Genomic DNA, 12862 nt, shown 5'->3' with positions numbered 1-12862 from the left:
AACAGCTCTGCTTTATGATACTTACGACGAGATTGTTCGAATACTCTTCTCGTCTTCAGCAAAGGAGTCGTCCAATGACAAGACCGCCATTGCCGGGACCATCCCGGAAAACCAGCGACAACGCCGTTTTAGAAAGGGGCCCAAATCGGGCCCCTTCGGCTTTTCAGGAGGGCGAAATCGCCAAGCCCAATATTACGCCCCGGAAGACACTCTCCGCCTCGGCAATCATCGTCTACGGGATCGGCGCGACCGGCAAGCCGAAGGCCGGCCGGTTCCCGGAGCGCCAGGCAGCGGCAGCCAAAAAGGCCGCGCGCTCACTCAAGCTCGCTGTTTGCAACGTCGATCGACCAGCCCTTGTCGAAACCGGCGCGAAAATTCCGGTCGGACGCGTTCACGACCAAGGCAGAGCGCTTCTGCCCTACATCAAACGCAGCTTGTACGACGAGCTCGCGGCCGCCGTTCTTCCGGCGAGATCAAGTGCCGCCGCTGCAACAAAGGCCCCTCCAGCGAAGGCAATGGAGGCAGCAAAGTCCCGGTCGAAGGTCTTTATCCTTCTCGGCTTCGATGAAAACCAAAAGCCACGCGGCGCGCGATACCGCACATCCAACGAAGAGGAACTCATCAAACTATCGAAGGCGACGGCGCTCAATCTGTACGAGCTGAAATCAGCCGACTCAATCAGCTTGGCGGGTGCTCTCCCGGCTGGAAAACTCCCAACCACCGGCTCCGCCTCCGTCCCTGAGATCCGCCAAGCCCTGTACAGTGAAGTCGTTGTACCGCCATCCGCACCACATGGGATGGTTGCGTATCTAGCCTCGCTCGGAAGCGTTACTCCCCTCTCCGATCGAACCGACGCAGCCTATCCAGGTGCCGACGACCTGAAAGTTCGGATCAAAGGCGACAAGATCTGCGCGGTATCCGGGCGCGATCCGTCCAAGGACGGATCCAAGGCCCAGAAATGAAGCGGGCGTCCGGGACGCCATGATGAGGGCATCGACGAGGGGGATTCCGATCAGCGCAACGGCGTTGCGTACCGCCTCGATCATGGTGAGGTGAGCGCCTGCGAGTGTGCCGTCCGGGCCAGTCAGGCGACCATCGTGCAATGTTATCTCCCTACCTTGGAGCATGAATTGCCGGTCGTTCGTGCCTGCCAGCGGCATGGCATCGCTGACCAGCATCAATCGGTCGCGTCCCTTGCAGCGGAAGGCAACACGCAAACCGGTGGGGTCAACGTGGATGCCGTCGCAGATGATCCCTGCAAACAACCGGTCATCCTCCAGTGCGGCCCCCACCAAGCCAGGCTCCCGGGCGCTCAACTGCGACATGGCGTTGAACAGGTGGGTCACCCCCGAGACACCCCGACCGACCGCCTGCCCGATTTGTTCAGCGCTGGCATCGCTGTGGCCAGCTGCGATACGCAATCCGGCGCCAATCAATTCATCGATCATGGACCCGGGCACGCATTCCGGGGCCAGGGTCACAATGGAGCGGCCGCGATCCCCGAAGCTTTTGATGGCGGCGAGGTCGCGTCGATCGGGCACGCGTATCTCGGCCTCCGGATGAATGCCCTTGCGGGACCTGTTGAGGGCCGGACCTTCCAGATGAAAGCCGAGCACGCTGGGAATATCGAGGCACGCCTGAGCTGCGACAGCCAATCGTTCGATGACCTCGCGTCGATCGGTGATGAGGGTTGGCAAGCAGCCCGTGGTCCCCGCCCTGCGGTGCGCCTCGGCGATGCGTCGAACGCCGGCCTCGGTCGGCTCGTCGTTGAGAAGAACGCCTCCGCCTCCGTTCACCTGAATGTCGATGAATCCGGGTGCAAGGATCGCATCCCCGGGAAGCCGGATTGACGCACCTGCGGCCTCCTCGAAGCTGACGCTTTCGATGCGCCCCTGTGAGATCCTGACAGACCCCGGCCCGCGCATTTCAGTCCCATCAAAGATTCGCTGTGCGGCAATCGTGAGAGAGGCAGAACCAGCATGGCCCATCAGTATGATCCTGGAATGGCCGTCACGGACCGTGAGGCGAACCCCGCCACAACGGTACATACGTACACCACGGGGACATTGCGGACCCCAAGCGAAACCTTCGCGTTAACTCTCCATGGGAACAAAAGGTACCACCTACCTCGGCATTGATGGCGGCGGAACCCGCTGTCGCGCCCGGATCGAAGACGAAAACGGCACGGCGCTCGCAGAAGCGAGTTCGGGACCGGCCACGACACGGATTGGCATCGACAAGGCCTGGCGGTCCATCATGGAGGCCACTGAAGCGGCGGCCACACGGGCCGGACTAAGCAGCGAGGATTTCGCGCAGATGCACGCTGGAATTGCCCTTGCCGGCATTGGCCGCCGGGGCGTGAAAGCGGCGCTCAGCGAGATTGCGCATCCTTTCGCGTCCGTTGACTTCATCAGCGACGGCCTTGCGGCCTGTCTTGGCGCCCATAGCGGCGCGGACGGGGCTATCGTGGTGGCCGGCACGGGGTCGGTTGGTGTCGGCCTGGTGGGCGGCCGCGAGATCCGTCTCGCCGGCTATGGTTTCCCCGTGTCGGACGAAGGCAGTGGCGCCGACATCGGTCTACAGGTTGTCCGATTGGCGCTGCGCGCTGCGGATCGCCGCCGCTAGTTAACGCCATTGCTTTCAGAGGTGCTGGGCGCATTCGATCATGATCCATATCAGGCGGTGGCTTGGTCCGAACAAGCCAGAGCCACGGACTACGCCGCATTCGCGCCGATCGTGATGCGCCACGCCAATCAGGGCGATCCGGTCGGCCGTCGCATTGTCGAACGCGCTGCCGATGCCATTGGCGATCTGCTCGATCTCTTCCTGGCGAGAGGGACCGACCGGCTCTCGCTGGTGGGCGGGCTCGCGAATGCCATGACGCCTTGGCTGACGCCCGACCTGCGCGCCCGCCTGAAGCGTCCTGACGCCGACGCAACAGCCGGCGCGTTACTGGTCGCGCGAGGGCGGCTGGACCTGCCCACGCTGGCCCTGCCCGAGAGAAACTGACCATGAACAGGCTCCGAAGTTCCGCGTTTGATGGCACTTGGATCAACAATATAGCGACCGAAGACGTCGATCTAAGATTTGCCGACCTCGATGCCTGGCCGCTGACATCAGCGATGGAAGCGATGTGGGAGGGCCAGCTTGCGGCGGTCGCTGCGATCGGTCATGCCCTCCCCTCGATCACCGCGGCCACCGAAGCGGCCCAAGCGGCGCTGGGCGATCACGGTCGCCTTGTCTATGTCGGCGCCGGCACCTCGGGGCGCGTGGCGGTCCAGGACGGCGCGGAGCTGACGCCGACCTTCGCCTGGCCCAAAGAGCGGGTCCGATTCATCGTCGCCGGCGGATACAGTGCCTTCGTCACCAGCATCGAGGGCGCGGAAGATGACATCGATGATGCGGTCGCGCAGATCAATGCCGCGCGGCTCACACCGCATGATGTGGTGATTGCGGTCGCCGCCAGCGGGACAACGCCGTTCACGGTCGCGGCCCTGCAGCAGGCAGGCTCCTGCGGTGCAGTGACGGTCGGTGTCGCCAACAATCCTGGCACTGTGCTGCTAGCGTCGGCCAAGTTTCCGATCCTGATCGAGACCGGCCGCGAGCTGATCGCCGGCTCCACGCGGATGAAGGCAGGCACTGCGCAGAAGGTTGTGCTCAACCTGATTTCCTCGGGGATCATGCTGCGTCTTGGCCGGGTGTATCGCGGCATGATGGTGAACATGCAGCCGACCAATGCCAAGCTGAAGCGGCGCGCCGAGGCCATGGTGGCGCAAATCGCCGACTGCGATCCATCGCACGCGGCACGCGCGCTGGAGCAGGCCGAAGGGGACGTCAAGACGGCGGTCCTTCTGGCGCTGGGTGTCACCAGAACTGAAGCGGAGACCATTCTGAAGGACGGCGACGGCAATCTGCGGCGCGTGTTTGCCGAGCTCGCCAGAGATCGGGACTCGCATTCGGATTCGCATCCCAAGGCACCCCGCGGCACGCAAGCAAGGCGGAGCGGTTGAGTCATGACAACATCCGCGATGGCGAGCGAAATCGGGGAAAGCGCGGATGTTGTCGCCAACATTGTTCGCAGCCGTCCCGCCACGCGCGACATCGCGCAGCGAATTGGGATTGGCTCCGTCCCCTTGTGCGTCGTGTGTGGTCGGGGAAGCTCCGGACATGCCGGGGTTTTCCTGAGATACCTTGTCGAGACGCGGCTTCGCCTTCCCGTTTCAGCAAGCGCTCCCTCGGTAATCACTGCATTTCGCACACCCTTGATGCTGCGCGATGCGCTGTTCATCGTGATCTCGCAATCCGGGCGCAGCCCGGATCTCGTCGCAGCGACAAAGTCGGCGCGCGCCTCGGGCGCCCGCACCATTGCCATCGTCAATACGGTGTCGTCGCCGGTGGCTGACGCCGCGGAGTTCGTCGTTCCGCTCGCAGCCGACCAGGAGCACTCCGTGGCGGCGACGAAGACCGTTATCGGCTCGATGGCTGCCAGCGCCGGCCTTGTTGCCGAACTGGCGCAAGATCGTGCGCTGCAGTCAGCCCTCGAGAGGCTACCAGAGCGCCTTCGCCGCGCACTAGCCCTCGACTGGTCGGAGATTACCGGTGATCTCGCCAAGGCGTCGGCTGTGTTTGTGGCGGCTCGGGGCTTGGGCTTGGGCTCGGCGATGGAGATCGCGCTCAAGCTTTCGGAAATCCTGCGCCTGCCCTCTATCGGCTTGAGCGCCGCCGAACTGCAGCATGGGCCACGTGCCGCGCTATCGGCGCACACGCCAGTCGTCATGATGCGCCTCATGGATGAAACGGCGGCCAGTGTGGACGCACTGACAGACGAATTGCGTGCGCAAAAGATCGCGCTGCATCTCTGCGGCGGACCGCATGGCTCGCTGCCCTGGCTGGCCGAGGATGACCCCGCCACCGATCCGATCACCATGCTCGTTCCAGCCTATCGCATGATCGAGCAGGCGCACGCGCCCGCGGATTCGACCCGGATCATCCACCTCGGCTGAGCAAGATCACCGAGACGTTTTGACGACTGCCTGATCGCCGGCTTGCAACCACTGCTGGAGCGCAGACGCACCGGTTCGGTGCCGGAATTTGAGACCGCGTCAGACGGACGTCGGCGCGATCGGGCAAGCATCGCAACGTCATCCAAGAACAGGTTCACCTGGTAGCCAGACGGCGAGCCGCCGCTGCCCACCTGGGGCAACGACTGATCGGGACAGCCGCCGAGACTGGTGGGTCTTCTGTCAAGCACTCGAGCGATTGGTCTGCGTTAGCCGCGGGGGCATTGGGATCTGGTTTACGAGCGAGGGCGGATCTGCCGCCGGCGATTGCGGACACGCCGTCCTGGCTGAGGTGAAGAGGCTCGGCCGGACAGAAAAAAGGGGCGGTTAACCGTGGAGTTATCCGCCCCTTTTTTGGTGCTGGCCTAATTGGGACACCCGCAGAGGGGAATTAGGACACCTACCAGTCCTGCGGCTTAACAATCGGCTTTCCATTCCCAAGAATCGGTGACGGAAGCTGGCACGGCCCGATGTATGGGCTAACGTGGCGAACGTGAGTAGATACGTTCACCAAGCTTGTATGCGGAGCATTGACTGGGGAGAGCAAGGTGATTGGTAGACCGACCTCTTCCTTGACGATGCGCATTGGCTCGCAAAGGTCGGTATCGTTCGTTAGGACGGCGGCTTCATCAAAGGCCTTTAGGAAGGCATCACGCACAAGATGCGCGCCTAGGTTCACGTCGGAGCCCTTTTCTTCCGTTTTCCACACCCACGCCACGACGGGATTCGGCACGATATGTTTGGAAACCGGAGTTGGCCGGAACGATGGGACTGGAGGCGCCATACCGGACCATTTCTGGGCGGTAAGAAACCTTCCATAGTGAATCTTGATAAGCGGGTTGGTACCCAGCGCTCGCAGATATGTATTTTGGTCTTTGGGGCCGCTCGGGTCTAAATCGTCCCGAAACGCGAGCTGTGTAGTAGTTGATCTGAATGATTTGGGGCTGTTGAGGGCAAGCTGGCCAAGCTTAAGGCCTCCAAGTCCAGCCACTTATGGGCAGTTCCCTTAAGGGCTCTGTAATAAAGGTTGAAGCCATCAATATATACAATCGTCTTGGTCATTCTATAAAATGCAGAAGGCCGCCAACAGCTTAACCTGTTTAGCGGCCTTTGAACCCACAGCACGCTGTGGGCGGGTTATGAAAATAAATATAGGATTCTTCCTACAAGGCGTCAATCCGCGGGTTGACAGAATCAGAGTTCCATGTCAAAGCCCAAGCGCTTTTTCAGCTAAGCGCTTAGCCTTTTTGGGCTCTCGGGACTCCGCATTTTTTTCGCTGAGCCCTTCTTTCCCTGAATTACCCTAAAGTTCCGCTTTACCCGGACCCGCCGGTTCGGCTCCAACGGCAGCACCGCAGCCGATCCACCCTCTATGCCTCCTCTTGACCGAGGTGAAGCACATTGCCTCGCCCACCGCTCCAACATGTAGCGGCTTGCCTGAGAGCGATCCCTGCGGAATCAGTAGGGCGGGCCACCGCCAAAGGTCTCGGTCGCATGCCCCGCCCCGCGCAACGCCATACGCCGACGCACCCCGACGGCCGACCGATGAAGATCACGTTCGGCAAGATGCGCGCCATGGGCTTGCGCCGTGTGCTTGTCTACTGCCACTGCGGCCACCACGTCGCGCTGAGCGCCGATCGCTGGTCCGACAATGTTCGCTTGTCTGATGTTGAGCCACGCTTCCTCTGCGCCGGCTGTGGGAGCCGCGGGGCCGACGTCAGGCCGGATTTCGAGAGCGGCAGGCCACCGCAATTCGCCAATTGACCGAACTTACAGGCTCATGGAGAGGATGGCCGCCAAGCCCAAGGCCGCTGCCCCCCATGCCAGCACATGAAACATCCAAGGCTGCATCCAAGGTTGCATGGTTGCCTCCTGCTAGGAGGCTGCATCGGGTCAGGCGCGCTAGTTGCGATAGATCAATGTCCTCGGCAAATCATCGGTGCTCAGAGAGACAGAAGCGCTATTGCTACGAGCGCCGTGTTGAGCGCGCCAACTGCGATGATGGCGGCCGTCACAATTCGGTCATTCCTCATTGTACTTCCCCATCGCCAATCGGGCGAAATCTTAGTACAACAATTTAAGCGTGAAAAGGGTGGCAATGCTGACCCTGGGGCGCCGCCTGAGGCGACCTTATTCCGGCGCTGCTGCTGTCAGAGCGACTGAGCCAAACTTGTTCCGCTTATAAATACACGCTCCGAGAACAGAGCATGATCGATTAATATCACAGATTGTTCTGACCGGAGAACGCCCGCTGACATGGAGCTTACGACAGGACGGCCCCAGCAGGGGCGGCTGCCGGGGCCGTGGGGTATTCTACTCCGGCTTTTGGGGACGCCGGAGCAGAAAGCCAATTCGCCAAATTGCCACTTGTTCCCGACTCGTAAAGCCTATCCGAAGTCTTACCTTCGGCTCATGCGTATGGCGTACGAGCTCTGCCTGGCGACCGCCGCCAAGCAGGTCCCTTCCGGGCCGGACTGGATCCACGAAGTAAAGCACGACGGCTATCGGATGCTAGTCATCCGGGAGAACGAACGCGTGCGGCTCTTCTCGCGCAACGGCACCGACTGGACGAAGCGCTATCCCTGGATTGCTGAGGCGGCGCTGAAGAACCGTGAGAAGCAATTCGTGATCGATGGAGAGGCAGTGATCCTCGGGGTAGACGGCATCAGCGACTTCAACGCGCTGCACTCCCGCCGGCACGACGAAGAGGTGCAGCTCTATGCTTTCGACGTGCTCGCGCTCGGTGGCGACGATCTGCGGCCGCTGCCGCTGTCGGTGCGCAAGACCAACCTCGCGCGCCTACTCCGCGGCCGGCCGGACGGGATTTTCGTCGCCCCGTTCGAGGCCGGAGAGATAGGCCCGGATCTGTTTCGTGCTGCCTGTCGCATGGGCCTTGAGGGCCTGGTCTCGAAACGACGCGACCGGCGTTATGCTGCCGGTCGATCGAAGGACTGGATCAAGGTGAAGAACCGAATGCATCCGGCGATCTCGCGGGTGCTGGATGCCATGGGCAGCCCTTAGGCTTGATATCCCAGGTCGGCGAATGAGACCCAAGCCGAGGTCTATGGCCCCGACCACGTTCGGCGCCTTATGAAGCCCATCGCGGACTTCTGGCCCGAACAACTCCTGCATTGCGGTAGACCCCAATTGGCCGCTGCCTATGGGCCGGCCAGGTCGATTAGGCCGCCGGCCGGAACATCCATTCAGAACATTCCAATCAAGGTGAAAAGGCCGATCTCCACCACGAAGGTCACGGCCATGACGCGACCGTGAGAAACACATCGCTCACCGGGAGAGGGGTCATGGCGCGCCTCGCACGTTGCGAAGCCCCGAAGCCCACTAGCCAACTCCCGGCTCGCGGGAGTGTTTCAGTTCCAAGCCGTCTTGGCCGCGATTCATTCGCCGCTTGAACGTTCCTGCGGCTGCGTCTGAGCGTGCTCGTCCTCGACGGCGCGGAGCAGGGCGGCAAGGCTGGAATATTCCACGCCATCGCGGGTGTAGCGGTTGACGCGCTCGATATAGCGGGCCGATCCGTCGGGCCTGCCGCCCCAGCTGAACTGCAGCACGGCGCTATTGTGTTGGCGCAGAACGTGGCCGGCGCCATTACCGAAATACTTGCTCATTGCATGGCGCTTCATGGCCGCGCCTCCAGCCTCGCCCAACTCGTCCATTCCCGGATGAGCGTCCCAGAGGGGAACGTTGATACTGTAGGCGAGGAGAGATCCGGCCAAGGTGAACAGCTTCACACTCTCGGTTTTCAGACGATACCGCTCACGACCAAGGCCAACGGTACGGAACCATGGTCCCGTCAGGTACTCGAAAGTTAGCCCGAGTAGAAGACCTGCTCAGGTTATCTTGAACGTGAGGCGAACGTGGACCCGCAAAACTTTAATCCATTTAATGTAGCAGCTTCGTCGCCGGTGCAGCACGCGGTCTCCGAAGCGCCGCAGACGGACGAGGCCATGGAATTTGAGCACCACTTGGCCGAGGCAAGCCAGGCTGCTCCCGTCGCCAGCAGGGGCCCTGATTATCCCTACCTGTCTACAGAAGACTTGAGCCTTATCGACAGCGCGGTTGCTCAATATGTGGCTCGGAAAAACGTACAACCTGCAACGGCTACAGGTTATTCTACGGGACTTCGTCGACTGGTGAATGACCTCCGCCGTGGCGGCCAAACGACCGATCTAGCGGACCACAAGGCCCTGCACGATCACGCAAATACTCACTTCCCGAAAGACACAAATGTGAAGAGAGGGGTGACCGTTCTTCGTGAGTATCATCTCCCCGCCTATCCCCATTTGACTGAAGAGGACCGGAACCTTATCGATACCGTGATTGCTGGATATGCGGCTCAGCAAAATCTACAACCTAATACGGCTAAAAGTTATACGCGGGCACTTCGTCGACTGGTGAATGACCTCCGCCGTGGCGACCAAATGACCGATCTAGCGGACCACAAGTCCCTGCTCGCTCACCTAAATACGCACTTTCCGAATAATGGAGCTATGAAGACAGCGGTAGGAGTCCTTCGTGCGTATTATGCCCACGCCGCTCATTCGAGAGCAGGGAAGAGACTGAGGACGCTGAACGATCTGGAAGAGGTTGTGCTATACCCACAACCAAGCGCAAACGCCGCTTCAGGAGGAAGTAGCGCAGCACCGCAGGTTGCCTCAACAGGCGTCATAATCCGTGGGTCGGACAAGCGGCCTCTCTATTCCGAGGATGCTGCCGCGGTCGTGAGGCTTCAGCAGGCCCTCATCCAGGGCGGCAAGGCCTCCGAAGCGGCAAGGCGACTTGGAAGCTGCCTTGTTAAGTTTAGCCGTTGGCTGTTCGAGAACAACAGACCGAGCATTGTTGCTCGGCTGGACAGCAAGTCGCTGAGCGACGATGGTGCCATACACAGGTACCCCGGAGCGAGTGATGCCAATCTCCTCGAAGCGTTAGACTATTTCCGCACCTTGATGACGACGGGAGTAGTCGTGCCCGCGCCGCCCGGCCGCCCTCGCGCTAAGCTTAATCCTCCTCCCCAGAACGTGCCCCTCATCAATCCCGAAACCGTCGCGCTGATGGAACCGCTGCGCATCGACGACGCCGGTGCGCAGCACAGCGCGTCCCAGCAAGCGAACACTCGGCTCGAGGAGCTTCAGGAGGAACAGGACGGTCAGCACGCCCCCTCCGCTTTCATTCAGGAGCAAACCGCATTCCAGTCAGAGCAGCTCCCTCAGGGTGAGCTTCGGCGAGTGCTGGATCATTCGGGTGATCAAGCCATGCCGTCGGCAGTCTCCGACCTTTCAGAGGAGCTTCAGTTGCATGACGAGCTTCACGGACTAGGAGACAATTATGCTCTGTCGTTTCCCATCGATCCGGAAGAGCTTACTTCGGATCGCGAGCTGTTCTCACCAGATGAGCTTCTGCGACCGCTTGATGACGAACCAGCAGAGGAGCTTCAGGATTGGCTAGACGGTCACCCGGCGCCGTCGCCTTTCATTCAGGCGCAAGCCGCATTCCATGCAGAGCAACCTCCGCAAGGGGAGCTTCGGCGAGTGCTGGATCATGTCGATAATCAAGCCATGCCGTCGGCAGTCTCCGACCCTTCAGAGGAGCTTCGGCGGCTGGAAAAGCAGTTGCATGACGAGCGTCACGGACTAGGAGACAATTATGCTCTGTCGTTTCCCATCGATCCGGAAGACTTTACTTCGGATCGCGAGCTGTTCTCACCAGATGAGCTTCTGCGACCGGACGAGCCAGCAGAGGAGCTTCAGGATTGGCTAGACGGTCACCGGGCGTCGTCGCCTTTCATTCAGGCGCAAGCCGCATTCCATTCAGAGCAACCTCCGCAAGGGGAGCTTCGGCGAGTGCTGGATCACCTCGATGATCAAGCCATGCCGTCGGCAGTCTCCGACCCTTCAGAGGAGCTTCGGCGACTGGAAAAGCAGTTGCATGACGAGCTTCACGGACTAGGAGGCAATCAACCTGCTCTGTCGTTCTCCATCGATCCGGAAGACCTTACTTTTGATCTTGACCAGTTCCCTCCAGGGGAGCTTCGGCGGCTGCTTGATGACGAACCAGCAGAGAAGCTTCAAGCCGCATTCCATTCAGAGCAACTCCCGCAAGGGGAGCTTGAGCGACTGCTGGATCATCTGGATGATCAAGCGATGCCCTCGGCAGTCTCCGACCCCTCAGAGGAGCTTCAGGAACGAGATGATCATCCACCCGTGTAGGGGATGATCGGCGCGACACTGCCGGACACGATCCCCTCCACCACCTCCGCCCGGCACAGAAATGCCACTGATCCTGAGCAGGCCGGGGGCTTGGTCGAGGGGGCTGACATCGATGGCCGTAGTCTGAGTGATTTGCGTGCGCGGCTTACGTGCGAGGGAGGGTGTGAGTCATTTCGCTCATGAACCTTCCCCCTCGAAGGGGGGGAATTGATTCGCTCATGGACCCTCTATCGCGTCGCTGCATTGACCACCGCGCGATAGAGGTGCTGCGGGAAGCGCGCCTGGACGACGCCAGACACGGTCCCGAGGAAATCCCAATGCTCATTGATCGTTGCGCTCCCCTGAAGCACCGCGAGCGTTTGCAGCGGCAGACGCTTCTTCGTGCGACGACGCACGATCAGCACCTTCCTTCCCGACACGATCTGGAACGACTTGCGCTTCTGACCGTCCACGCGCTTCAACTGGCGACGCACCACGGTATGAACCGGGGCGCTGCCGATGGAGCCATAGGGTTTGATGAGGATGCCGCCGGTCGCGAGTCGGCCGCTGCTATTGCGGTTCGAGTGGATCGAGAGCGCGTTGTCGGGATACTTCTCTTTGCCCGCACCGATGACATGGCGCTCCATGTACTTGTCGATGCTGCCAACCACTGACCTGAGGTTGCCGCCGTTCGCCGGGCGAATGCGGATGCCGCTGATTACCCAGGGCCGACGCAGCACGAAGACGCCTGGGATTTGCGTCCGCAACGCTTGCTGCGCGTCCTTCGCAGTGAAGGTTAGCGCCTTTGCAGTCGCGGTGTTGATGCTGCGATCACGAAGCTGATCTAGCCGGTCGAGCATCCCCTTCGTGAGCGTGAGCGTGATTTGCATCAGGGCAGCCGATTGCGTACTTCGATCTCGATCAGATCGGCCATCTCTTCGGGCCTCTTCGCCTTGACGGTGATTACCTCGAAGCCCAGGTCGATCAGCTTCGCGTGCCGATCCTTCTGATCCTTCGAGCGCGATCCCTTGGGCGTCTTCAGTTCGAAGCTGAGCAGAACGCCGCCGGTGATATAAACGCGAACGTCGGGCTCGCCCGCCGTGAGGCCCGTGACTTTGGCCTCCATGCGCTCGCGCCGATTGCGGCGCGCTCGGTTCATATCACCGGCACACGTAAACGGCAGACCGTCGTCTTCGAGCTTGTGAAGACGCGCGATCACTTCGGCCTGATAGCGCCATTCGGGAATCGTGTTGACGATGCGAGTTTCCATGCGCGAATGCTCGCGCAGATCGGCGCATCGAGAGAGACCGATCCGGTCTCCGTCAGGCCGGGATCAGGCGACCGCCCTCCCCGATCATCGGCTCACCGTATTTGCTCATGAAGTACCGCGTCCCCTTGCGTCCTCGATCCGACGTGCGGACAAGAGCCGAGCGGATCATGCCCATGTTCTCGAACATCTCGCCGATGACGGCGACGCGATCCCGAGCGATCTTGCCCTTGTTCGCGATCTCATAGGCGGCAATGCCAGATGCGCCGGCGGCCTCGATGTAGGCGATCATCCGCTCTTCGTCGGTCAGGTTCCTCGAAAGCCTCTGCGCAAGC

The 12862-nt window shown here is 61.0% G+C and carries 10 protein-coding genes and 1 pseudogene; 6 read left to right on the top strand and 5 right to left on the bottom strand.

The annotated features are described in order from the left end of the window. Window positions 1-809 precede the first annotated feature (809 nt). Window positions 810-1988 carry an N-acetylglucosamine-6-phosphate deacetylase gene (gene nagA, locus DCG74_RS23480; protein ID WP_172789233.1) on the bottom strand — a complete coding sequence of 393 codons (1179 nt, stop codon included), beginning with the start codon at window positions 1986-1988 and terminating at the stop codon, window positions 810-812. A 115-nt stretch (window positions 1989-2103) separates the two neighbouring features. Between nagA and DCG74_RS23475 the strand changes: the two are divergent. The 5 genes and pseudogenes from DCG74_RS23475 to DCG74_RS23455 all read left to right on the top strand — a co-directional run bounded on the left by DCG74_RS23475 (window position 2104) and on the right by DCG74_RS23455 (window position 8081). Continuing rightward, window positions 2104-3040 (top strand): annotated as a pseudogene (locus DCG74_RS23475) (BadF/BadG/BcrA/BcrD ATPase family protein). Then, window positions 3012-4010, top strand: a complete 999-nt coding sequence (locus tag DCG74_RS23470; protein ID WP_210268554.1) for an N-acetylmuramic acid 6-phosphate etherase — start codon at window positions 3012-3014, stop codon at window positions 4008-4010. Before DCG74_RS23475 ends, DCG74_RS23470 begins: the two are co-directional and overlap by 29 nt. Window positions 4011-4013: 3 nt before the next feature. Beyond that, the gene (locus DCG74_RS23465; RefSeq protein ID WP_246709046.1) at window positions 4014-5003 is read left to right on the top strand and encodes an SIS domain-containing protein; all 990 of its coding nucleotides are present in this window, start codon (window positions 4014-4016) and stop codon (window positions 5001-5003) included. A gap of 1602 nt (window positions 5004-6605) precedes the next feature. Further along, window positions 6606-6824, top strand: coding sequence for a hypothetical protein (locus tag DCG74_RS23460; RefSeq protein WP_370154077.1), 219 nt, complete (start codon window positions 6606-6608; stop codon window positions 6822-6824). Between the two features lie 654 nt (window positions 6825-7478). Continuing rightward, the gene (locus DCG74_RS23455; RefSeq protein WP_337993365.1) at window positions 7479-8081 is read left to right on the top strand and encodes an RNA ligase family protein; all 603 of its coding nucleotides are present in this window, start codon (window positions 7479-7481) and stop codon (window positions 8079-8081) included. Between the two features lie 374 nt (window positions 8082-8455). On the opposite strand, the gene DCG74_RS23450 is transcribed toward DCG74_RS23455, so the two are convergent. Then, entirely contained in the window at window positions 8456-8806 is a 351-nt protein-coding gene (locus DCG74_RS23450; RefSeq protein ID WP_172789231.1) for a hypothetical protein, read from the bottom strand. Between the two features lie 126 nt (window positions 8807-8932). Between DCG74_RS23450 and DCG74_RS23445 the strand changes: the two genes are divergently transcribed. Beyond that, window positions 8933-11281 (top strand): hypothetical protein, encoded by a 2349-nt coding sequence (locus DCG74_RS23445; RefSeq protein WP_246709045.1) that lies wholly within the window; start codon window positions 8933-8935, stop codon window positions 11279-11281. 227 nt (window positions 11282-11508) lie between these two features. On the opposite strand, the gene DCG74_RS23440 is transcribed toward DCG74_RS23445, so the two are convergent. From DCG74_RS23440 to DCG74_RS23430, 3 genes are read right to left on the bottom strand one after another with little or no spacing between them, the layout of a single operon-like run. Continuing rightward, window positions 11509-12150, bottom strand: coding sequence for a hypothetical protein (locus tag DCG74_RS23440; RefSeq protein ID WP_172789230.1), 642 nt, complete (start codon window positions 12148-12150; stop codon window positions 11509-11511). After that, window positions 12150-12530, bottom strand: coding sequence for a hypothetical protein (locus DCG74_RS23435; RefSeq protein ID WP_172789229.1), 381 nt, complete (start codon window positions 12528-12530; stop codon window positions 12150-12152). Before DCG74_RS23435 ends, DCG74_RS23440 begins: the two co-directional genes overlap by 1 nt. A gap of 52 nt (window positions 12531-12582) precedes the next feature. After that, complete coding sequence (locus DCG74_RS23430; protein WP_172789228.1) at window positions 12583-12819, bottom strand: hypothetical protein; 237 nt, start codon at window positions 12817-12819, stop codon at window positions 12583-12585. Window positions 12820-12862: the final 43 nt, after the last annotated feature.

The sequence above is a fragment of the Bradyrhizobium sp. WBAH42 genome, from assembly GCF_024585265.1.
GTDB lineage: Bacteria > Pseudomonadota > Alphaproteobacteria > Rhizobiales > Xanthobacteraceae > Bradyrhizobium.
The sequence above is the reverse complement of the archived record's forward strand: the minus strand, read 5'-3'. Positions and strand labels throughout refer to the sequence as shown.